Here is a 21815-nt window from a genome sequence, read left to right as displayed (position 1 = left end):
CGCCGAAGCGTTTGAGATCAGATCGAAGCCGTCACTCCCGAGTAGGAAGCCCGCGCAGATTAAAACCCCAAGAACCGCGAGTTTGCCGACGTTGAAAAACACCTTCAAATTTGGCCATCAACGCAGCGCTCGCGAAATTCATATAATCGAGCAGTAGAATCGCGGCGGAACTGCCCTTGTGTGATGCAGAAGCTCCAGCTCGCCCATGCTCCTGAGCCATCGCTGCGGATCCAAGACGTAACCTTGATCCGCTCGAGCTCCCCAGCTCGGTAGCATGCGAGAGGCTTTTCCTGCTCGTCGGTAAAGCGAGAATCCTGCTTCCCGCGCAGCATCGACCAAAACCGGGAACCTTGCGCAGTTCAGTGAGCGCGCAGCGATAGTTCCGCTTCGAACGCTTATGTGGCGATCGTCAGCACGCTCTGTATATGTGCGAATGGCGTGGTTGACGCCCTTATCTTGTCTCAAAGGAGAGGGATATTTTTTGTGTGTTGATTCGCGCGACTCCAAACGCTGACGCGCTTCCGCATAAGCAATGGTCCCATGATGACAGGCGATATTATGAAGACGATAGCCGGGCCGTCGCGGGTCGCCGAACGATCTATCGGTCACGCTGCTGTCGGCGACGCGCGGACGCGGCTGCAAATCGCTTCCCCTCCAATAAAGGGCCGCCTGACATGAGCGAGGACCGGCGGAAACTCTATGACATCTTGGTCGTCTGTGCGTTGCGATATGGCTTGACCCAGGACAGCCGCTTCGCCTTGGCTGCGCTCGTGACCTATCGAACCTTGCACAAGGTCCTGAGGCCCGAAGCAATGGACTACGTCGAGGGTAAGCTGACCGAGCTTCGGGACAGAGCTGTCGCGACGATGCCGCCCCGAAGCAGGGCTGACGACAGCTACGTCGCGCTCGCCGCCTTTATTCGATCAATGGGATTAGCAGAGGCGCTCAAGGGCGAGAGTACGATGCAGTTTGACGATCACAGAGCAAAGATGGGCCTGCGCCAGTTGGCGCCAGAGCTTGCCAAAGCCATCGAGACTTGTGACCTTCGAGGCGTTCACAAGTTCTCGAAACAAGAATACGCGACATAAGCCACAACGGGATCATCCCACGCCTCCGGCGGTCGGTTGTCGGCAGGGAAATCATGCTCATCGCCTCGTGAGCGGGGTTAAATGCGAGAAAGACGATGGCGGAAGAAATAGAATATTACCGGGGCCACCGGTTGGAAATACGGACGTTCGGGCCTGGGTGGATCGTCTTTATTTATCCTCCCGGCGACATGTTTGCCTGCAAAGAACCTCCCTCGACGCGCGAATCGAATCAACGCAGCGAAGTGGTGACCCAAGCCAAAGCTCTGGTCGACGGCTTTTTCCCGCCAAGCGTCGCTTGCAACGCGCTGTCCTTCTCCGGCGAGCGAGAACAAACCTTAGCCACAACGAGGGCCAGCGAGATGAGAGCGACATTCATCGAAAAAGCAGGTGGCAATTAAACGACGCGAGACGAAGGCCGCTTGGCGCGAGTCGGCGCGAAGGCATACAAAAGAGCAAGGCTGCCCCAGGCCGAATTGCATCTTCGCGACACGATCTGCGCGCCATGAAAGATGACAAGGCGCCGCTCGAAAGATTTCCGAGCGCACTCAAATCCCCAACGCAATTGCGATTGGACACGACCGGATTGATTCTTTAAATCTCGAGGTTCGAAGTATTTCTTTGCCTTCCGCGCGCTCGACAAAGGGTCGCGTGCGTCCCCGATGCATCGCCCACAAATCAGAATTGGCGTTTGCGACACAATTTAAGCCTCGAAGACAAGGCGTTAACACTCAGTTAACCATATCGAGGCGAAACTCTTCTATCCCGTCGAGAGTCGGACATGACACAATCTTTCGCTCAGCACATCCGATTTCGAGGCCTGTCCTTTCCTCTTCTCGCGCTCGAGCCGGAAGCGCCGGTCCCCGACTGGATCGTCCGGCTCGACGAATATTTGGCGCGCTTCCCGGTGTCGTTCGCCAAGAAGCCGATCGTCGTCGACGTGTCGAAACTGAGCATCGGGCGCGCCGATTTGATGGCGTTAGTAGAATCCCTGTCTCGGCGACGCATTCGCATCATAGGCCTTTCAGGCTTAGATTCCTCGTGGGCGTCGGATGATCTTCCTCCAATCCTGAGCTGCGGTCGCGCCCCTGCAACCGTCGGCAAACCAGGCCTCGCAACTTCAAGCGACGGGACTTCCGGTGCGATTGCTCGAGAGGAACCGCTCGGCTTCGACGAGACGGCCGAAACTCGAAACGGACCGCAGGCGGAACAAAGACGTTCATCGCCCGACTATGCTGGCGCCCCCGCGGCGGTCGTCGCGCCGCTTGTCGTAGAAGAGCCGGTGCGCTCCGGACAATCTATCGTTTGCAGGAACGACGTGACGGTGATCGGTTCGGTCGCCTGGGGCTCCGAGGTCGTCGCCGGCGGATCGATCCATATTTACGGAACCGCACGCGGACGAGTCATGGCCGGGGCCTACGGCGACGCGCGCGCCCGCATTTTTTGCCGCCGGCTCGAAGCCGAACTCATAGCCGTCAACGGCGTCTATATGACGGCGGAAAAAATCGACGCGAATCTCGTCGGCCAGGCCGTCCAAGTTTGGTTGGAGGACCAGAAGATCAGAATCGCAAGGTTTGACTGAGAGGCGCAACACATGCCCAAAGTTGTGGTCGTTACCTCCGGTAAGGGAGGCGTTGGAAAGACGACGTCAACCGCCGCTCTCGGAACCGCTCTGGCCCAAGCGGGCCAGAAGGTCGTCGTTGTCGATTTCGACATCGGCCTGCGGAACCTTGATCTCGTGATGGGCGTGGAGCAGCGCGTCGCCCACGACCTCATTAACGTGATGCAAGGCGACGCGAAGCTGAACGATGCGCTGATCCCTTGCGCAGACCTTAACAATTTGCATCTCCTGCCAGCCTCGCAGACGCAGGACAAGGATGCCCTCACAGAATCCGGCGTGCGCCGCGTCGTCGACGAGCTGCGCGAGCAATTCGACTGGGTTATTTGCGATAGCCCGGCGGGAATCGAAGTTGGGGCTACTTTGGCGATGCGCTTCGCGGACATCGCGGTCATCGTCACCAACGCCGAAGTTTCTTCGGTGCGCGATTCCGATCGAATTATTGGCCTGCTCGACGCCAAGACCGAACGCGCCGAGAGAGGCGAGCAGCTCGAGAAGCATTTGCTGCTCACACGCTATGACGCCGGCCGCGCCGCCCACAGAAGCATGTTGAGCGTCGACGACGTGGTCGAGATTTTGGCGCTCCCGCTTCTCGGCGTCGTGCCTGAAAGCGAAGAGGTTTTATCCGCTTCGAATCTCGGCTCACCCATCACGCTGCATAAGCCCGCGAGCGCTCCAGCCCGCGCCTATGCTGAGGCCGCGCGGCGGTTGTGCGGCGCCGGCACAGCTTTCGATACCCCCACAAAGAGGCAGGGTCTCCTTGGCAGATTGTTAGGTCGGAGGGCGGCATGAGTGACACCTCGGCGTCGATCGCGCGCGGGCGCCTGCAAACAATCTTTGCACGCGAGCGGAACACCGCAACCGAGGAGCCGCCCATCGTCGGCGGCGCGCAACAGCAGGCTCTGTCTGCACCGATCGAGCATGTCCCGGTCGTCCCGGACAAAAATGACGTGAAGCCCTCGGGGTGCGACGATCCTTGCGCTCGCGAGATCGAGGTCAAAAATGAAAAGTCGGCCGAGCCATCGGAGATCGCGCCGTTGCAGAGCGCTTTTCCGCCATCGACCGGAGCGGCTGCGGCCGAAACGATCAGTCAACCGATCGCTGCGTCGGCAAACATGGGTGGAGCATTTCGTTCACAACTTTCCTTGCTCTCGGCTGCTGCGGTAATTCTCGTCATGGGCGGTGCGGCATGGTGGCTCAATAAGAGCGAAGCGACGACGGGCTCGCCCGAGACAGCGTTGTCGGCGCAATCGGAAAAAATATCGCTTCCGCCTCTCGATGAACCTGTTCCGACGAAAACGAGCGAAGCGGCCGTGAGCCCGTCGTCGCCCTCGTCGTCAGAACTCATGGCGCGGGGAGAGGAAGGCCATGCGACGCCAGTGCAGCCCATGACTCGCAGCCTCGATAGCGGCGAGCAGATGAAGGTTCAGAGCAACAAGGAAACCGTCATTCCCGCCTTCAGCGTCGAGACAAGACTCGCTGATTTTTTAAAACAGGAGTCAGTCGGCTCCAGCGAATTCGATCTCGATAGGATTGGCTTTGGCCCGACGAGCGCCATATTGACCCCCGCGTCTGCTGAGCAGTTGCAGAATATTGCGAATATTTTGGCGCAGCGACCGAAACTCAGAATCTCCGTGAACGCCTATGTCGACGGATTCACAAAAGGAGCGCCGGGCTCAAAGCTCTCGAGGGCTCGCGCGAACAGCGTCATTCGCGCGCTGTCGCGCAGCGGCTACAAATCGCGCATAACCGCCCAGGTAGTCAGACGCGACCGCGTCGAACGCTCAGGCGATGCAACGGAAACCAGTGGGCAAGGGCAGCGCGTTTCGCTTACCGTCACAAAGTGAGATGAGACTCGCGGCAAAGGCGGCCGCGTGAATGAGCCTATCCGCTCTAATCAACGCGGGTTAGTGAAATTGCCTTGAAACAGTGTCTCGAAAAAGCCACGAGGAGGTGGACTTTCGATTTCAGCTGGAGGCGCTTGTCCGGTGGCCGCCTCCTGCTCGCCTTCAATCTTCCTTTTCTTGTTTGAAGCGAGCTTAACCTTCCTGGGCTTGGAGTGCTTGATCAAACCGGTGGGTGTTTCATCGACTGATAGTTTGGCTTGCTCATCGGCAGCCGAAGCTTGGCTCGCTTTCGGGGCTTCCTCTATCTCTGTGGGTGTCTTATGGACACGCATGTGCCGGACGTGTTCATTGGGTGGATCGTCGACTGCAATCGTCAGAGCCGGGGCTGCTTGCACAGGGTTTTGGCTGACGACCACCTTCGGGCTGAAGGTGGTCGCGCAGGCAAAGCCTACTATTCCACCAATCACAAAAACACCGAGGTATTTTTGCATTTTGCTCTTTCCAATTTGAACTCTGCGACTCGCCTTTCGTGAAGCGGGGGAGAGCTCGACTGGAAAATCATAAATTATTCTATGCCAGGAGCGAACAGGGCAACGACGAGACGGTGAACGGAAGCTTAATCAGGTTGGCTTGGCAGTCCGAACCTCTTTCTGACTTGCAACAAGAACCTGCTCGCTGCGATGCAGCCATGTCCGACACGCGCATACTCCAATTGGACCTATCAGCGGGTGCCCATCAGATCAATTACGCTGAGCCATGGCGCTAGCGGCGCCTCCGATCGGGGTTGCGTCGTACTTTCCGCACTGGATCAGTTTCAGCCTGACCATTGCCCTGAACCGTGCCCGCTCCGAGGCAGCAGCAGCGGGCCGTCTCGGTCACGAGACTTGATGAGAGTTGCTGAAATCAAGGTTTCTCGTCGATAAACGGTTTGTAGCTGTAGATGCGCACTGCGGGATAGATCCTTCGTCCCAACGGGGCTGCACCCCATCGTACTGCCCTCTGCGGAGGTACGATTATTATGCCTCCCTGTGGCAGCCAGAGTCGTGCCGATGGCGCTAGAACAGTCGGATTGAATCCGAACTGAGCGAAGCCTTGTGCCGCGACAGCTGTAGGCGTTACTAAAAGCGCCAGCGTCAGAACGGTTGGTTTGAGAGTAGTCATTGGCCTTTGCCATCACGGGGCCGCTATTTGGCCAGGATGAACAATTATGATGGCGCGGAACTCATCGAATGACAGACATCTGAGGTTGTGGGCTTAGCAGCTTAAGTCCGATAAGGGAGCATCGCTCCGCGTAGCGAAAGCGGGCGGTGGTCTCTTTGCCCCCCCATACACCCAGCCTCATGCAGTTATTGATCAAAGCGCTTGCGGGGGAGGATCACGAGTTGAACTGCCACGGCATGGGCTGAAACGACGCCGCCCAAAAGTCTGCCAAACCAAAAGTCTACCGACAGCGTCGAAGCCGTTTCGATCCAGTCATAGAGGGACTGCACAGGGTGCATCTACCGGCATCGTACCTCTGCGCCTTTCACAACCGCGCTAACTCTTCTCACTATCGAGGGGGGAGGGGAGGAGACGATGGCGGACAAGAATAGGGTCGGTTTAGTCGGAGCCGCGCTGCTCGGAGGATGGCACCTCGTGTGGTCGGTCCTGGTCGCCACAGGAGTTGGTCAGGCGATCTATGACTTCATCCTGTGGGCGCACATGATCCGTCTTAGCATCGTGATCGGGCCTTTCAATCCTTCGGCGGCAGCGACACTCGTCCTGATGACGGCTGTGTTCGGCTATGTCATCGGCTACACCGGCGCGTGGGTGTGGAACAGGATGCAAGCGCGAAGTGAAGGATCAATACGCTAGCGAACGCGAACCGATATCGGCCTCGCTCTCAGGCCCATGTCGAGTGCCTCGCTGAGGCTTGCTCGGACGGGGTTCTTCACCTTGGCAGCCAGGGTTGAGCCGGTAGCGCTTGACAGAAACCGGCCGCTCAGTTGGGATGATCGCGTGAAGTGGCTAAGACAAGTAGACGGCCCTCAGCCCAGGGAGGTTCGAATGGGATGGCTCATTCCAATTTGCATGCTGGCTATGGTCATAATTCTCGCGGTGACCCTAACGCGCCTCTAAACCAGGGCGTGGCTCTATGTTTGCTCAAAGCAGATCGTCAACGGTCGCCCCTCGCAATTAGCAACTCGGCCCGGGGCATGTTGCGGCTGTGCTCAGCGGGCGCTGGGGATAGGCCACGTCTCTTTATTGCAGCGGATCGCATCTGCGTCATGCAATTAATTACGAAAGGACTCTTGCGGTAAGAAGGGAACGCGAATGAACCATAAGCATCGGACAGCTCTGCATGCCTTGTTTTCGCACCCTATGAGCAGCAATATCGATCCGAAGATCGTCAAATCAATGCTGGAAGAACTTGGCGCTGAAGTCACCCATAGCCGGCACAACCATTTGTTGGTCACGTTGAATGGCGTCGCACATGGGTTTCACGACACCCACCATAGCCTTTCAAAAGACGAGGTTGCAGCCCTGCGTAAATTCCTTGCAGAGGCCGGCATCGATCCTATTCGCGACTACCCACTGTGACGCTGCTTAAGCAGAAGTGTAGCTGGTTAAGGTGTTTGTCTTCCTTTTTCAGGCAAACCCCGGGAGGCTTGCGAGCCTTGTTTCGTGCGGACTTGACAAAGAGCGCAGCAATCTTGCTCTCGTCGCGCCGGCTGTCTTGCTCATTGCAAGCACGCTGGAACCCTTCCACGCGAGCGCGCGAGCGGCGGACTTCAATCTCTCTTGAGAACGGCGAGGGGCGGGTAAGCCTCCTGACTGAAAATTCTACCTGACCTAGCCAGGTTAATTCCTCATGATAACATCAAAATCGCCATTTGTGACGATGGCGAAAAAAATAGGTGGATCATGAAGAAATTGTCCGCTGTGCTTTGCGCCGCAATTCTTTCGGCCTCGTTATCTTCGGTAGCTACGCCTGCTTTGGCGTTGGGCGGCTGCGGTCCAAACGGGCACCGCAATGCGTGGGGTTATTGCGTGTTCGGCGGCCAAAATCAGGATTGGTGCCTCAGAAGGACCGGCCATCCAGCCACTCGCATGCCAAACGGCACGCTTCGTTGTTTCAGGTGAGCAGTTTCCCCGAAGCTTAAGCCAAGCTGAAGTGGCGCACAGGCGGTCGCTGTCGACAACCTTTGAACCACTCATAGCCGCCATGCTCTCCGCGAGGTTCGCGCTGTGGGCGCTCCCAGCAAGGACCTCGCGCGTATCGGGCTCCGGCGCCTGGTTGGCCTATAAGCAATGGGCCGAGGCCGGCGCACAAGTGCGCAAGGGCGAGGTCGCCACATGCAAAGATTGCCACGAGATCGGAATCAGTCGCTGCAACCGGGCCGGCATTTACGAAGTCACAAGGAACGCGACCTATTCTGGCCCCAATAATGGGGGCAGTTAACCGAAGCCGTTGCATGAAGCTAGAGGGTGACATGAACTGGATCAATCGCCTCTTCGAGTTTTTCTCCTTCGCATTTGTTCCGGCCTCAGCCGTTATCGTTACGGTCGAACGGAACGAACGGGATAAAGTGCTCGGCCTGCTGCAGGATTACATTAAGTCCCAGGGTGGAATTGACGAAGTGAGGCGGCGTTTTGAAAGCGCCGGCTTCATCGGCAAGGTGCGTTCCTGGGATTCAGATCGCCCCCTCCCCATCAACTCCGTCGAGGCGTTGCAGCTCATGGGCTGGAGGGACCTCCGCACGATGGCAGAGAAGGCGGAAATGCCCGTTGATCGAGCGCGCGAGCTATTGGCTGAACTGCTGCCCATCGCCGTCAAACGAGCCTTTTCGAAATAAGCGCTCGGTAAATAAGGCTACCTGTTCCGTGGCTCGCTCCTGTATCGAACCGAGCCACAATTCAAGCGGGCGCGTGGCTCGTTAAAAATATGGGTGGTCTGTAAAGGCTCGAGCTTGCGCGGCGCATCAAAGAAGGCGCGGACCTCAGGCGGAATGACTCGGAGCTTTTCGTTGAGCACCGATATTGCGAGGGCGACGCTTTCGGCGATGTTAAGCCCCGACAAGTCGACCCAGTCTTCGCCGAGACAGGCCGAAAGGTGATCAAGTTCGTCGGCCGCGGAGTCGGTCGACTCTAATTGAATATTGTGCGTCGAAACGCCGAGAGCCCGGGCGAGGGCGTCGAGCGGCGACTCGCCCTCGCGCCAGCCGCCGACGTGATAAGCTAAAATAGCGCGTTTAGAGTTGCGCCATTCGTGCTCGTGATGTGGCCAATCTGATTTGAACATGGCCCCCACCTCCGCACGCCATCGTCAGTGTCCTGCGTCCCATTTATCGGCCCGCCGGGGTCAACTAGGGTTGACCGGATGGCAAAGGAGGCAAAGACTCAATGTGCTGGCCAACGCCCGCGTAGCTTTGGTTCCCGACTTGAGTGACCGTCGTATCGTTGCTGAGCGAGCTTCCTGCCTTGCCAATGGCGACTTGTTGGACGCCGTAGAAATTGACGAGGCTGGTCTGGGTGGCGTTGTCGGTGTTGTGTTGCCCCAGCGACACGCCGGCCTTGGCGCTCAAGAGCGGGTTGTTGCCGAAGTTGACGCCGATGAAGCTCGGCTTGACGCTGATGAAGTCGCCCGCGTGCGCCTGGCCCAGGCCAATGCAAGCAAGGACGGGAATAAGCCAATATTTCATTCGTCTATTCCCTTCCGTCGTCAATGGCGACGACAGGTCGCTTCAGTATTTTTGGAGATGCGATCGCGGCCAATGTGGCCGCGATCAACTTCAAGACCGCAGAGCTATTCTCACGGAGCGCCGAAATTCAGCGGAACCTGAGCCTGGATAACCGTGCCCTTGTTGATGGCCGTGCCACCCTTCGACGTGTCGCCGATGCTCTGGCCAACGTCCAACTTCTGCGTAATGTCGCCGTGGCCGGGGTTGACCGGAACCTGCGCCTGCACGATGAAAGCCTTATTGAGCGCGAAGCCGCCCTTCGAGGTGTCGCCGATCGTCTGGTTCAGCTTCAGCGACTGGCTGATGTCGAGACCGCCTGCCAGAGCGAAGGTGGTGGAAAGGGCCAGAGCGGCCGAAACGAGAAGCAGCTTTTTCATAAAAGAATCCTCCGGGCTTCAAAGAAGCTACGTTTCTTAGCTTCTGCTAGGAATTTTATCTCCGCTCCGTGGAAGCGCTAGACGCCTCTTTGGCTAAATTCGGATTACCCTGCAGGGTCGGGAGGGCACCCAAATTGGGTAAGTATTTTTCCTAGGTGGTTACCGCGCGCGCCTCGCCGGATGGGTGCGCTGCGTAGTTCGTAGTTCTACGAATTCACGGGCAGGCGCTTGGTCGCTTAACTGACGGGGGTTCAGTATAAATTGCATCTCCGGCCGTGAGCGGTCTGCCCGACAAGAGGGCGGGCCGCTCATGTGCAGCGCGTCAACCGTGAGCGCCATCGCTGGCCTCGTGGCTGCTTCGGTTGGCGTCGCTCGTTTAGCTTGGCCTCCTCACATGCGCAGATGTGCTTCGGCGCTCGAGTTTGGGCTACATGTCAAGGAGGGGCGTTACCCCGCGCTTACTTCAAACGAACGCACGACGCATAGGCTCCTACCCGGTCGTTTTCTCCTGCGGGCGAGACGCGCAGCCGGATATCCTTGTTCGGCCCCTTATAGATTTCCGCGAAGGGTTGAGCTTTTCCGCCGTCGCGCGTGCTGGCCCAGGCGCCGGTGATTCCGGTGATGTAGCATCGCACATCATTGGCTTGGTCGGACGGCGCGAGCTGCACATCCGACGTGGAAAGGACCTCGGTCGCTGCAAACGGCGGCGACCACGCGGCGCATCCGTTTGTCCAGGATTCGCCGGTCATGGGTCTGAGTCCGGAGGGCGGCGCGTGCTCCTGCAGCAATGCGATTTTGCCGGCCGTCTCGAAGACGTGGAGCTTGTCAGGACGCTTGTCTGCATTGGCGATCGCAACGTTGCCGATAAAACCCGACAATACGTTTGCTGACGCCGCGCCGGTGACGGTGGCGTCGATGTTTTGCGCCAGGCGAGAGCCATCGGGATCGAAAACAGTGAACATGTTTGCGTAGCAGTTCTTGGGGTCTGGAACCGAGGCAATCTGATTGTAATTGACACATTCGGCCGTTCCGCCCGGCGGCGCGGTGGCTGGTCCACCGGTGGGATCGACGAAGGCGCGCCACTTCCATTTGCCGCCGTCGGCGTAGATGCGGGCGAACCCGCCGCGATAATTGGCGTCGCCAATCGGGATTTCGGACTTCGTCGTTTGCCAAAACGGTCCATGTAACGTACGCCAGTAGCAGAATCCGAGCGGACAGTCCCCGCTTGGCGCGCAGGCGCTGAGGTCGCCGCCGGTGTCGCTGCGGCTCGACGTCGGCTCCGTTTGCGTGGCGCCATTGATGACGATGCCGCCTGAGGGCGGTTGTGCGCAGGCGGCGGTCAGCGCGTCCTTATGCTTGGCGTAAGACGCGTTGTTGCCAGGATTGCTCGGCGGCATCGTGAATTTGATCGCCTTGGGCAGGATGATCGAACAATAGCCCGGCGTCGCCGTCGAAACCTCGGGAAAACGGCGGCCCGGAGGCCTGTCGTGACAGGAGGAGCAGGAACTCTCGCCTGAAGTCAACGTGATTCCCTGCAGAGCGTTGGTCGGCCCGGGGTTTTGCGGCCAGCTCGGATGAACCAGCGGTTCCAGCCAAGTCTTGGGAATGATTTTGGAACCCAGATCCATCGGCTCTGCGGGATGCACGATGTAGGGATTTTCTCCGGCGTGACAGTCTGTGCAAACGCCTCCCGTGCCGCCCTGCAGGTCGGCCCCGCCAGCAAAGCCCGATATCGAAACAGGCGTATTTTTTGGAATATCATATTGCTGCTTGTTGCGTTGGTTGTCCCAATAGCAGGATTTGCTTGTGTCGACGCCAAGACAGATGATCCCGAGAAGGCTGATCGTGTCGCCCGCCGATCTCGGCAAAGCGAAGCAAACGCCGCGGGGCGACTCGCTCTCGATTGCGAACAGTTCCGCTTCGATGCCGCTGCTGATGAACTTCATGTTTAATTTGCCGCGCGATTGCCAATTTGGACTTCCCCAATCCGACGGCAGCGGCACGCCCGACTTGCGGCATTCCTCCAGATAGCTTGCTCCCCCGGCATTCGTGGCGGCGTAAAAAGTCAGCAGATTTTGACGCCTGAGATAATCAAAGAACTCCTTACGGATTCCGCCCGAAGGCGGGTCCTTCGTCTCAACTCCATCATCCGTTATCCGCACGAAACGCGCCAGCAGGGCGGCGTTCTTGCTGGCTAAAAACGGCGCCTCCCGCTGTTCTGCCGCATCGATGAAGCGCGCGATCAGCGCGGCGTTGGCCAGGATGTCTTCAGACTGGGACCGGGATTTGAATTCGTTCAGGCCACGCTGGGCCGCGATGAATTCGCCGCGCCGCCGCTCGTCCATCAAACCGTATAATTTCTTGAGGTAAAACCTCTGCGCGTCGATGACGGCCTCGGGCGACGGATTGATTTCTTCCCCTTCGCGATTGAAAATCGCGCCATGCCCCACAGTTGCGATCGGGTCGCTTTCCGCAACCCGCCATGCGCTGATGTCTTCCGAAATGCCCTGGCTTTTTTCTTTCTCGCAGCCTGCGATTGACAGCGCGAGCAACAGGATCGCGAGCAATTTGTTCATGATGACCCTCGAAATCAATGTGCGCTAAGTCTGCGCAGCTTGCACTTAGTCCGCTCGCTTTTCTGCCAACGTGTCCGAGCCGCTTTCGAAGCCGCGAGCTTTTCTCTTAGCCATAGTGGCGGCGGCGTAATGCAATGAAATATTGGGTTACAAGAGCAATTTCACCCTGGGACCTTAGCCGATTCCGCGTATCTGAACTGGCAGATCTTAATCATTACGATTGTTATCGGGGTCGCCCGGCGCACGCAGCGCAGGCTAGACGTAGCGTTCCGATGTCGCACAAGCGGCCAATAAACCCATCGGCCAGGAGTCATCAAAAGCGCAAATGTCGGCGAGTGCAAGCGCCTTATCAAAAGGCCCAGTCCGCGCGTTGCACATCCCTGGCGTGACAACGACACATCGGATCGCCAGAGGTCCCGCCTCTTGCCGATGCTTTCGCTCTTTTCGGTATAGCGCCCACTGGCTTGCTGCCGGCCGCTGTGCTTCCCACAAGGGCTGCGACTACGGCTCTCTAACGTTCCCTGAACCCGCCCGTCGTTTCCGACAGTCACGACTCAACGGTGCATTTTATCCGGGACTGTAGGCGGCAGCATTTTGTTTGGAACCTGCATTTGATTGGGAAACGGCAGCGGCGCCAGATGATCGGGAATTATAGGCGACGACGGCGCCGTCGGCGCTGCGGGACACCACCAAAGCGACGGCGCTGCTCTGCACAAAAATGGCTGTGTCTTGGCTGCAAAGGCGCTTATCGCGTCGATCAAGGCAACGGCCGCTACCAAGAAAGCAGTCAAAGCCGCCATCTTGGCTGTCAGACTCTTCGATCCTTGAGAGGCAGAAAGATTGTCTGGCAAATTCATTGACTTTAAACTCCAGCGGGCGCTCGGGAATGATTGGACCCTATGCTACTGCATTTTACTGGTTTGCAGAATGATGGATCCATTCAACGCCCGAAACTCGTCCCCTCCGATGGCGGCGACGGCGCTTGCCTCACGCCCGATAGGATCGAGTCCGTCTGACCTGCCTCGGGCGAAGGATAATGCTTGGCATCCGCTGGGGTGCGTCCACATGGCTGATTGACTGTCGGTCCACGAAGGCCGAAAGTTCGGCATGCTCCGTGCTCCCGTCGCAGATTCCGTGCTTGGGTCCATTCTCGTCGCCGTCATCCTCGGCGGGGTGATGCTGGTGCTTCTCTACCTATGAATCGCTAAGACGAAACGAGCCATCTCGTCTTGCACAACCATTCAGGCCTTCCGCGCCGCTTCCGGATATGACATCCTTTGCGGATGATCATCCGAGACGAAATCAGCTACGCCATCATGCTGTCTGTGCTTGTCGCAGCGCTGGCGATCATTCTGTGGATCGCGAACGGCTGAAGGCGCTCCGAAGGCCAATCGCAAAATGAAGACGGCTCGGCCTGGTGATCTGTGCGGGCGCGCTTTGCATCGGGCCGAGTTTTGTCAACGGACACGATCTAGAAAAACTCGCGAAATATCGCTGAGGCTCCGTTTGTGTAACAATGCTTGCGGTGGAGTTGTTTCCGCGTCGGATCGGCCGCGGAGGCAAGAACAGCTGGAAACGCCAAGTTAAGTCTCCCTTCACTGAATAGTGGATTCCTGATGGAAGCTGGGGCCCTTTGGAGCTTAGTCCCATGATGAAGGCTAGACGCTCACTCCGCATCGCTCGTATCTACGCCGCCTATGCGCTCCGGCGTCTGATTGGTTTACCGGATATGCTGGCCGCAGCCATGGAGAAGCACGCCCGCGGCGATTAGCAGAGCAAGAACGCCCCGTCGTTGAGTACGGTCGGGGCGTTTTGACGGCGTTCAAACTGCCACAATCCGCATCGCTGCGAGGATCATCAGCAAAAATGCCTCCAGGGTGACGGCCAGGGCTATGACTTGTTCCGACATGGCAAGCTCTCAGGCAAGCGAGGGACCCCCTGAGAGCTAATGCAAGAAATCGTGTTCAGTTCCAAACAGTTGCTGAAATAACAAACAAAGCGCCCGCGCCTGTCCATCCCAGGTCGCGGGCGTCCTGTGTCGGCGCGCCTTTCTGCGACTCATGCTCCCGCGCCAGAAGTCATGGCGCCCGATGCTGCGTGTGCGTGCGGCAGCGCACCTCCAACTGGTTTGGGTTCGGCTTCTCTCAGCCCATCGAACGAGAAGAGAGAAATGAGGGAGCCGATCATGACCAAGCTGACCACTATCGTCGCCGCCATCGCTCTGACCCTGAGCGTCGGCTTCGCCAGCACCGCCTCCGCGGCCCCCGAAGGCTTCAACAATTTTGATGGCAGCGCCTGCTACTTCATGGAACCGTGATCACGATTTCTGTGGGGGGGGGACGGAAAACGGGGAGAGGGGGCGCTCATGTGCCTGCTTTTTGAGCGCCTCAGATGGCTCCTAGGGCGGCTCGAGGCCCAAGGAGCGCGCCTGGGCGGGCGAACCGGCGCCCGCGCGCCCAAGTTCGTGGGTCGTCTGCACCCAGGCGTCAGCCCTTCGAGCGGGCGTAGCGCCATACTTTCCAAGCTGCCCCGCCCACGTGAAAAGACGTGAGCCAATCGCGCGATCACGCTAATGTTCTTGCCCGCATTTCAAGCTTGCGAATGGCGCTTTCAGCGAGCGCCGGATCGCGCTGTAGGTAATTCGCGTCCAAGATGCTTCTTACGTCGCGCAACGAGTGGCCCGTAAGGGTTGCAATCTCCGCCTCGGTCGCGCCCGCGAGCGCAAGCCGAGTAACGGCCGTCCCCCGTAAATCGTGGAAGGTCAAGCCTTCGACGCCCGCGCGTTTGCACGCCTTCGCCCAAGAGGCGCGAAAGCCGTCCGGGGTCCAGGGCTTGCCGTCTAGATTGACGAGGATGACGGAGCTTTCGCGTTTGGCGGAGTCGAGCGTCGCCTTAAGGGGCCCGCCAACCGGCAAGACGACCCGGACGCCGGTCTTACTTTGAGAGAGCCGTATGCGCGCGCCGTCATAAGCCGACCACGTCAGGCGCAATAGGTCGCCTTGGCGCTGGCCCGTCCACAGCGCCAGTTGCAAAGCGAGCCGTAAGGGCGGACTTGCCGCCGCCACGAAGGCAGCTTCATCTTTTTCGGTCCAAACCTTATCCGCACGGTTGCCGCGATAAAGGCGGCCGCCTTTCTCGCAGGGGTTAAGCGGAACAAGCCCCCGCTCACAGGCCCACGAGAGCGTCCGCGCCAAGACCGTATAGGCATAATCAGCCTGCCGAACGGAGCGAATAGCAAGCCGATCGCGCCAAGCAAGGAACTCGCCACGCGTGCGCCGATCCGTCAGCCGCGCCAGGGGAAAATCTGCAAAGTCGGTTTGGATTTTTGCAATTTGCCGCGTGTAATCGGCGCGAGAGCGCGGCGCGAGGCGCAGGAAATCGGCGCTGTCCTCGAAGGCGCACAAGACCGCGCCGAGCGTTTCGTAGCGCGCCGCGCCGCGGCGTTCGCTCGGGCGCATGGGGCCGCCTCTCAGCTCCGCGAACGTGTCCCTATTATCCTCGCTAAGAGAGAGGGAAACCTTTCCATTGGAGGCGATTTCGATCCCGGAGAGATTGAAGCCGACCGATTTGACTGCCTTCAAAGCGCGCGCCAACTGGGTCTGGCTGAGGCGTGCCGGCTTTTTGTTCGTTGCCATAGCGACTCCGCAATGCAGGGCGGTCTTAGCCCACCACTCCGCTCGGCGTCGGGCTTGCAACCATCGCGTCCGGTCTCTTTGATCGCCGCGCGGAGGGCCCATCCTCGCGCTGGGACGAGGGGGAGAAGCGGAATGTAGGCGTGGCACATGAGCAAACCTGTCGGTTCACCGAATTATGTGTCTGCTCAGGTTTGTGGTAAGCGCAGAGTGATCGATTTTCGCATATGGAAATAGCACATGCCGAAGCATGTGACAAGAGCACAGATACGCGCCGGTAGAGCGCTGGTGGATTGGAGTGTTCGAGAGCTTTCCGCACGTTCAGGGGTGCATCGAAACACAATTACAAATTTCGAAACCGGGAAGTCCGGTGGAGATCAGACTACGCTTTCGTCGTTAAGAGCGGCGCTTGAAGCTGCGGGCGTCGTGTTTATTCCTGCCAATGGCGGAGGCGCCGGCGTCCGGTTGAAGAAAGAGCCAAACGAAGGATGATATTTAGCTTTGCCTTTAGGTAGCAAGGCCTCCTCGCGGGCCTGTCGCCAGTGCGCGTTTTCACGTATAGCTCCGGCCCGTACTCGGAAGAGGGAGGCCGGCGATGCCTCCGTTCCTAAAGGAACGCAGGAGTGGATGATTCCAAATCACACGACATGGCTCGGCGCGAGGCGGCATTCCGTCGCGCCGCTTTCAATCTGGATCGTGGCGTGATGGATGCAAAAGCGACGATCGAGCTCTCGCGCGACGTCCGCCAGAAGCGGGTCGTCCAATCCGGCGTGTGGACGCACGAGATGCGCCGTCAACGCGGTTTCAGTCGTGCTCATGCCCCAGATGTGGAGGTCGTGGACTTCGATGACGCCGGGCAGGCCTGCCAAATAGGCTTCCACCGCGGGTCGGTCTATTCCTGCCGGGACGGCGTCGAGCGCCAGATTGAGCGCATCGCGCATCACGCCCCAGCCGCTCCAGAGGAGGACGACAGCGACTGCGACGCTCGTTACGGGGTCGAGCCATAACCATCCCGTTTGACCAATAAGCAGCGCGGCGATGACGACGCCGAGCGACACCGCGGCGTCCGCCGCCATGTGCAGGAACGCGCCCTTGATGTTCAGGTCCTTTTCGCGACCGCGCATGAACATCAGCGCCGTCGCGGTATTGATGGCGATCGCGATCGAAGCGACCCATAGCACGGTGCTGCTTGCGACGGGCGGGGGGTCGGCGAGCCGTTGCGCAGCTTCGGCGAGGAGGCCGCCCGTGGCCACCAGCAGCAGGGAGGCGTTGCCAAGCGCCGCCAAAATCGATGCGCGCCGATAGCCGTAAGTGCGGGAGGCGCTCGGCTGGCGCGTCGCGAGCCAGGATCCGCCCCAAGCGAGGAGCAGCCCGAGCACATCGGAGAGATTGTGCACCCCGTCCGAGATCAGGGCGAGGGAATTCGACAGAAAGCCAAAAGCCAGTTCCGCAAGCACGAGCGCGAGATTGAGCGCGACGCCGAGAGCGAAGGCGAAATCATAGCCTCGCGGCGCGTGGGCGTGGCCCTCATCATGGCGGCGATGGTCGTGCGGCATCTCTATTGTCTAACATCCTTCCACTGTTTCGCAGCAAAGGCGTCAATATACCCCGGGCATCAGCCGATAGGTGCGGGCGCGATAGGCCCGATAGGCGTCGCCGAAATGGTCTTCGAGCAGCGCCTCCTCGGAATGGATGCGCGCGATCAGCGGCGGGATGAACAGCGCCGTCAGCGCCACCCCCGCCAGCGAACGGAAGGTCAGCCCCCAGCCGAGCATCATCACAATAAGGCCCAGATAAGAGGGATGACGAATGATGCCGTAAAGCCCGCCGGTCTCCAGCGTATGCCCCGGCTGGATCGCCACCAATCCGCTGAAGCGACGACCGAGCACGAAAGTCGGAGCGAGGCGCAGAGCGCCGCCGGCGGCAAACAGCAAGACGCCAAGCCAGCGCACGCTATCGCCGTCAATCACCAGAAAGTCGTGGCGATCGGACCATGCCGGCAGCCAACCGGACAACAGGCCGATGATCAGAAAGGGGATGAAGATCCAGCGGTTGCTGCGATCTTCCCGCTCGCCTGTCCGCAGGCCCGCTTCGCTAAAGGAGCCGGCGACGGCGAACGCGAAGCCGATTATCACGAGCGCGACGCGCGCCGGATGGGCGAAGAAGGCCGCGAGCCCGCCCCAGCCGAGAACCGCGAGGCCAAACCAGAGCAGCGACGAGAGGAGAATGATGAAGAGAAGGGCGGGCTTCGGCATGTTCGGCTCTCAACCATTCGCTCATCCGCGGGCGCTACGGCCAGGCCAGGGCGTTAAACTAATGCATGGCGGCTAAAGGCTGGTTGAGCGGAATATCCACCTGGAACCCAGCGCCATGGTCGGGCAAAGTTTCGATTTTGACCGTCCAGCCATTCTGTTCGCAAATCGATTTGACCGCCGCGAGCCCTGCTTCGGAGGGGATTTGCGACAGGGTTTGAAGCGAAGCGCTCGGTCCGTCCTTACCAACATCGCGCCCGCCAATCGCCAGCCGGATGCGATTATGTTCTTTGTTCAGCACCGCCGAAATGTTGATCTGAGGCGCGGCGGGCCTGCGCGCGACAGCCATAGATCTCTCGATGAGATTGCCGACGAGGCGCATGAATTGGTTGCGGTCAGCTTTTATCGTCAGATCGACCGGGACATTATTGGCGATCTTTACGCTGGCGTCGCCTTGCTGCGCGAGCTTTGCAATAATGAGATCGATTTCGCTTCTGAGATGAATAAATTCCAGATTGAGAATGGCGGAGGCTTCCAGGCTGTATTCCATCAGCGCGCCGACGAGCCGCTCGGCCCGCGACGCCGAGTCGAGGGCAATCTCGCCTGCGTTTGCCGCCGCCTTTGCGTCGCCCTGCGCCAGAGCCGTCGTAACGGCGTCGCAGCAGGACGCGATCATGCGTAAACGATCGCGAAGGTCGTGGGTGGCGAGATAGGCGAATTTCGAAACGCGACGCTTGGCCTCCTCGAGCTGGCTGCCTCGAAAAAGCAGCTCCAGCTCAGTCTGCTTGTATTTTGTGATGTCGAAGATGGTGACGGACAGATACGACGCCGCATCGGTCTCGATCCGGGACGTGCCGACGCGTAAGGTCAGCTCGTCGCCTTGTTTCGTTCGGCCTTTGATCTCCTCATCGTCTCCGACGATCCTCCGCCCCGGGAAATAGCGTCGAGGCACAGCAAGATTGCGATCTTTCGGGGACTTGAAAATGACGTCCACCGGCTTGCCCACCAATTCGCCCGGTGAGTAGCCGAACAAAGTTTCGGCGGCCCGATTGGCGAAGACGACGGCGCCTTCGCGGTCGACGAGCAACCGACTTGCGAAAGAGCTGTCGATCATCAGTCGGAGCCAGGAGTAGCCCTCGTCCATGTCGCGGGTCCCGTTTTCACACAGGGAAAACGTAGCTTTCGCCACGGTGTTTTCAACCGTTCGACGGCGTTAAACGCGTGTTTGGCTGCTGCTCTGAGCGGCGCGCGCGGTAGGTTATCAGCCAAACATGCGGCGGCTTCTGGGGCGTTTTGGAGAGCAGGGGCGCCACGAAGCTTCCCGGCTCGGCTTGCCTAACGGTAAGAGCGCCTATTTGTCGGCTTCGCAACACAGTGCGAAGCCTTGTACTCTATTGACAGGCTTTCCGCTGGGGCAGGGCAGGGCATTGGCCTGCGACGCAGACGCTGCACACCCTGAATAAGGCGCGTCGTTCGCGTCGACGCGGCGGCCTGATCCTCTGCTCCTTACGCCGGCTTGTCTGCTGGCCTGCTATTTGCAGCGATCGTGTCCATCTGCGTCTCGAAAAGGCGGCGGCGATGGCGTTCACCTCTATCTGTCACACAAGCGACGTGGCTGAGGGCGGCATGGGCCTTTTTCATGCCGGTAAGAAAAGCGTGCTCCTGGTTTGGCCCACGGGGGGTGAGCTCAAGGCCTTTCGTGGGCGCTGTCCACATGCGGATATGCCGTTGACCGACGCGACGTTCAACGGGAAGACCGTTACCTGCCCGCTTCATCAATGGGGTTTCGACGGCGTCAGCGGCAAATGCGTGACGCATGTGGTTCGCAACGCCCTTCATCCCTACGACTTGCGCATTGAAGGCGATCAGATTCAGGTCGACGTTGGACCGATCAAGCCAGCACGTTCGCCGGCGGGCGTCACCTCCGCTTAGAAGATCAGGGCGAAGCCAGGAACGACGGCGGACAGGATGAATATTGAAATAGCAAGAGGCGATGTCGAAGCGTTGATCGCGCGTTTTCCTTCTCAGGAAGGCCTCGCCGCGCAACTGCGCTTCAGCGACCGCGTCGACGTCAATCTATCGCATCTCTCCAGCGAGCAACTGGATTTCCTTGAGGAACGCTACCGGCGCGCAGGGCCGGAATTGCGGGCTCGCGCGGCGCAGCTCGCGACCTTGCGGGGCGCGTTGGCGACCGAGGGCGTCCGGTTCGAAGCCGGCGATCTCGAGGACGCGCTGCCTGCCTTGGTCAGATATCTGACAGTGGCGCCGATCCATGGCTGGCTGTTCACCGCAAACGTCACCACCAAGGCGTTGCCATATGTGATTACGCGCATCGATTACGTGCCGGCGTCGAACGACGAAGCTGGAAAGATTCTGATCGAGTTGAAGGCCAACGCCAAGGGGACGCTCCAGTCGAGTCTCATCCGCATCATGGCGGGGGACATCAGCGGCCGCACGATCAGCGAGGTTCTCGCGGCGAAGGGATTCCTGCGCGAGACGCCGCAACTCGTCGAGGCCTTCGAAGCAGCGAGTGCGACCTATTTCGAGTGGCGCTCCCGATATGGCCAGCAATTCAGCGGCAAAGGCATCGGATTTCACGCCGAGGACCCGAGTGCGACGCATCGGGACACGGATTGGGCGCGTAAGGATATTGTGGTCCTGTCGACGAGCGGCGCCGACGCGCGCCTTGTCAATGATGAAGGCGTGCTCTCGAACCGCAGCCTGACGCTCGAGGCGCCGGGAGACATTCTGGGCCATTTCCTGCGCAAAGCCGGCAAGAGCAATCGCTTCGCAGCGGAGGACGAGATCGCGGAACTGCGCGGGCATATACCGGAGGGCCTCTTCACGCGCATTCCGGTCCATCCGTACATCTTGATGTTCCATCTCGATCTGCACCAGCATCTTTGGGTGCATGTCGACGAAATGCAGCCTTACCGCTATCAGCCAGAGCTCAAGGACAAGCTGGTGCTTCCGCCCGAGCAGACGGACCTGATCGACATTCTCACGGCGGAGATGGATCTGCTGATGGATGACATTGTGAAGGGGAAGTCGGGCGGAACGACTGTGCTCTGCGCCGGGCCGCCCGGAGTCGGCAAGACCCTGACGGCGGAAGTCTATTCTGAAATCATCCAGCGCCCGCTCTATCGCGTGCACTCGGGTCAGCTCGGGCTCAATGTCTCGACCATGGAGACGGCGCTCAAGGAGGTTCTCACGCGCGCGCAGCGCTGGGGCGCGGTCATGCTGATCGACGAGGCGGATGTCTATATCCGGCGGCGCGACGACAATATGGCGATGAACGCCGTCGTCGGCGTTTTCCTGCGGGTGCTCGAATATTTCAACGGCTTGCTCTTCCTCACCACCAACCGGGTCGACGACATCGATGAAGCCATCGTATCCCGCTGCATCGCCTTGATTCGTTATTATCCACCCGACGAGGAAGCCCGACGCCGCATCTGGCGCGTCATGTCGGATCAGTTCGCACTCGGCCTGGATGACCGGATCATCGACGCGCTGGTGCGCGCATTCCCCGAGGCGACAGGGCGCGATATCAAAGGTCTGACGAAGCTGGTCGCCAAATTCTGCCACCACAAACAGGTTCCGCCGGATCTGAGCGTCTTTCGACGTTGTGCGATCTTTCGTGGTCTCGATATGGCCGCAATGGACAGGAGAACCGATGCGGCGGCCTGACGCCGCTCGGACCGATCGCC

Annotated in this window: 24 protein-coding genes; 14 read left to right on the top strand and 10 right to left on the bottom strand. The window is 59.3% G+C overall.

Translation table 11 applies throughout. The features are described from left to right. Nucleotides 1–674: 674 nt before the first annotated feature. From RVU70_RS02415 to RVU70_RS02395, 5 genes are all read left to right on the top strand, one after another. Complete coding sequence (locus RVU70_RS02415; RefSeq protein ID WP_363349496.1) at nucleotides 675–1088, top strand: hypothetical protein; 414 nt, start codon at nucleotides 675–677, stop codon at nucleotides 1086–1088. A gap of 95 nt (nucleotides 1089–1183) precedes the next feature. Then, nucleotides 1184–1486, top strand: coding sequence for a hypothetical protein (locus tag RVU70_RS02410; RefSeq protein WP_363349495.1), 303 nt, complete (start codon nucleotides 1184–1186; stop codon nucleotides 1484–1486). Nucleotides 1487–1866: 380 nt separating this feature from the next. Continuing rightward, nucleotides 1867–2667: a septum site-determining protein MinC gene (gene minC, locus RVU70_RS02405; RefSeq protein WP_363349494.1), complete on the top strand. Its 801-nt coding sequence runs from the start codon at nucleotides 1867–1869 to the stop codon at nucleotides 2665–2667. A gap of 12 nt (nucleotides 2668–2679) precedes the next feature. After that, nucleotides 2680–3495: a septum site-determining protein MinD gene (gene minD, locus RVU70_RS02400; RefSeq protein WP_363349493.1), complete on the top strand. Its 816-nt coding sequence runs from the start codon at nucleotides 2680–2682 to the stop codon at nucleotides 3493–3495. Next, on the top strand, nucleotides 3414–4550 hold the full coding sequence (locus RVU70_RS02395; RefSeq protein WP_363349492.1) for an OmpA family protein: 1137 nt from the start codon (nucleotides 3414–3416) through the stop codon (nucleotides 4548–4550). Before minD ends, RVU70_RS02395 begins: the two co-directional genes overlap by 82 nt. A 50-nt stretch (nucleotides 4551–4600) precedes the next feature. Here the strand turns inward: RVU70_RS02395 and RVU70_RS02390 are convergent, their stop codons facing one another. Further along, complete coding sequence (locus RVU70_RS02390; protein WP_363349491.1) at nucleotides 4601–5041, bottom strand: hypothetical protein; 441 nt, start codon at nucleotides 5039–5041, stop codon at nucleotides 4601–4603. Between the two features lie 1084 nt (nucleotides 5042–6125). Between RVU70_RS02390 and RVU70_RS02385 the strand changes: the two genes are divergently transcribed. From RVU70_RS02385 to RVU70_RS02370, 5 genes are all read left to right on the top strand, one after another. Further along, nucleotides 6126–6404, top strand: coding sequence for a hypothetical protein (locus RVU70_RS02385; RefSeq protein WP_363349490.1), 279 nt, complete (start codon nucleotides 6126–6128; stop codon nucleotides 6402–6404). A gap of 459 nt (nucleotides 6405–6863) precedes the next feature. Further along, nucleotides 6864–7130 carry a hypothetical protein gene (locus RVU70_RS02380; RefSeq protein WP_363349489.1) on the top strand — a complete coding sequence of 89 codons (267 nt, stop codon included), beginning with the start codon at nucleotides 6864–6866 and terminating at the stop codon, nucleotides 7128–7130. A gap of 324 nt (nucleotides 7131–7454) precedes the next feature. Continuing rightward, the gene (locus tag RVU70_RS21590) at nucleotides 7455–7673 is read left to right on the top strand and encodes a GCG_CRPN prefix-to-repeats domain-containing protein (RefSeq protein ID WP_405044839.1); all 219 of its coding nucleotides are present in this window, start codon (nucleotides 7455–7457) and stop codon (nucleotides 7671–7673) included. 82 nt (nucleotides 7674–7755) lie between these two features. Continuing rightward, nucleotides 7756–7992 (top strand): ArdC-like ssDNA-binding domain-containing protein, encoded by a 237-nt coding sequence (locus tag RVU70_RS21585; RefSeq protein ID WP_405044838.1) that lies wholly within the window; start codon nucleotides 7756–7758, stop codon nucleotides 7990–7992. A 31-nt stretch (nucleotides 7993–8023) separates the two neighbouring features. Beyond that, nucleotides 8024–8386: a YidB family protein gene (locus RVU70_RS02370; protein ID WP_363349487.1), complete on the top strand. Its 363-nt coding sequence runs from the start codon at nucleotides 8024–8026 to the stop codon at nucleotides 8384–8386. Nucleotides 8387–8403: 17 nt separating this feature from the next. Here the strand turns inward: RVU70_RS02370 and RVU70_RS02365 are convergent, their stop codons facing one another. From RVU70_RS02365 to RVU70_RS02345, 5 genes are all read right to left on the bottom strand, one after another. Then, nucleotides 8404–8832 (bottom strand): hypothetical protein, encoded by a 429-nt coding sequence (locus RVU70_RS02365; protein WP_363349486.1) that lies wholly within the window; start codon nucleotides 8830–8832, stop codon nucleotides 8404–8406. Nucleotides 8833–8896: 64 nt separating this feature from the next. After that, nucleotides 8897–9232, bottom strand: coding sequence for a hypothetical protein (locus RVU70_RS02360; RefSeq protein ID WP_363349485.1), 336 nt, complete (start codon nucleotides 9230–9232; stop codon nucleotides 8897–8899). Nucleotides 9233–9342: 110 nt separating this feature from the next. Further along, complete coding sequence (locus RVU70_RS02355) at nucleotides 9343–9648, bottom strand: hypothetical protein (protein WP_363349484.1); 306 nt, start codon at nucleotides 9646–9648, stop codon at nucleotides 9343–9345. Between the two features lie 458 nt (nucleotides 9649–10106). Further along, nucleotides 10107–12224 (bottom strand): hypothetical protein, encoded by a 2118-nt coding sequence (locus RVU70_RS02350; RefSeq protein WP_363349483.1) that lies wholly within the window; start codon nucleotides 12222–12224, stop codon nucleotides 10107–10109. A 554-nt stretch (nucleotides 12225–12778) separates the two neighbouring features. After that, complete coding sequence (locus tag RVU70_RS02345; protein ID WP_363349482.1) at nucleotides 12779–13081, bottom strand: hypothetical protein; 303 nt, start codon at nucleotides 13079–13081, stop codon at nucleotides 12779–12781. Between the two features lie 1328 nt (nucleotides 13082–14409). Between RVU70_RS02345 and RVU70_RS02340 the strand changes: the two genes are divergently transcribed. Continuing rightward, complete coding sequence (locus RVU70_RS02340; protein ID WP_363349481.1) at nucleotides 14410–14541, top strand: hypothetical protein; 132 nt, start codon at nucleotides 14410–14412, stop codon at nucleotides 14539–14541. Nucleotides 14542–14788: 247 nt separating this feature from the next. Here RVU70_RS02340 and RVU70_RS02335 read toward each other — a convergent pair whose 3' ends face one another. Beyond that, complete coding sequence (locus RVU70_RS02335) at nucleotides 14789–15682, bottom strand: site-specific integrase (RefSeq protein ID WP_363349480.1); 894 nt, start codon at nucleotides 15680–15682, stop codon at nucleotides 14789–14791. 414 nt (nucleotides 15683–16096) lie between these two features. Here RVU70_RS02335 and RVU70_RS02330 point away from each other — a divergent pair, with 414 nt between their 5' ends. Then, nucleotides 16097–16348 (top strand): helix-turn-helix transcriptional regulator, encoded by a 252-nt coding sequence (locus RVU70_RS02330; RefSeq protein WP_363349479.1) that lies wholly within the window; start codon nucleotides 16097–16099, stop codon nucleotides 16346–16348. Nucleotides 16349–16494: 146 nt separating this feature from the next. Here the strand turns inward: RVU70_RS02330 and RVU70_RS02325 are convergent, their stop codons facing one another. Genes RVU70_RS02325 through RVU70_RS02315 form a run of 3 tightly spaced genes read right to left on the bottom strand, consistent with a single transcriptional unit; the run spans nucleotide 16495 to nucleotide 19297 of the window. Beyond that, entirely contained in the window at nucleotides 16495–17412 is a 918-nt protein-coding gene (locus RVU70_RS02325) for a cation diffusion facilitator family transporter (protein WP_363349478.1), read from the bottom strand. A gap of 42 nt (nucleotides 17413–17454) precedes the next feature. Further along, nucleotides 17455–18111: an isoprenylcysteine carboxylmethyltransferase family protein gene (locus RVU70_RS02320; protein WP_363349477.1), complete on the bottom strand. Its 657-nt coding sequence runs from the start codon at nucleotides 18109–18111 to the stop codon at nucleotides 17455–17457. 58 nt (nucleotides 18112–18169) lie between these two features. Further along, nucleotides 18170–19297, bottom strand: coding sequence for a PAS domain-containing sensor histidine kinase (locus RVU70_RS02315; protein WP_363349476.1), 1128 nt, complete (start codon nucleotides 19295–19297; stop codon nucleotides 18170–18172). Between the two features lie 389 nt (nucleotides 19298–19686). Here RVU70_RS02315 and RVU70_RS02310 point away from each other — a divergent pair, with 389 nt between their 5' ends. Then, a complete protein-coding gene (locus tag RVU70_RS02310; RefSeq protein WP_363349475.1) occupies nucleotides 19687–20040 on the top strand; it encodes a Rieske 2Fe-2S domain-containing protein in 354 nt (117 codons plus the stop codon). A gap of 36 nt (nucleotides 20041–20076) precedes the next feature. Continuing rightward, nucleotides 20077–21795: an ATP-binding protein gene (locus RVU70_RS02305; RefSeq protein ID WP_363349474.1), complete on the top strand. Its 1719-nt coding sequence runs from the start codon at nucleotides 20077–20079 to the stop codon at nucleotides 21793–21795. Nucleotides 21796–21815 lie beyond the last annotated feature (20 nt).

This window comes from Methylocystis echinoides, from assembly GCF_040687965.1.
GTDB lineage: Bacteria > Pseudomonadota > Alphaproteobacteria > Rhizobiales > Beijerinckiaceae > Methylocystis > Methylocystis echinoides_A.
The sequence above is the reverse complement of the archived record's forward strand: the minus strand, read 5'-3'. Positions and strand labels throughout refer to the sequence as shown.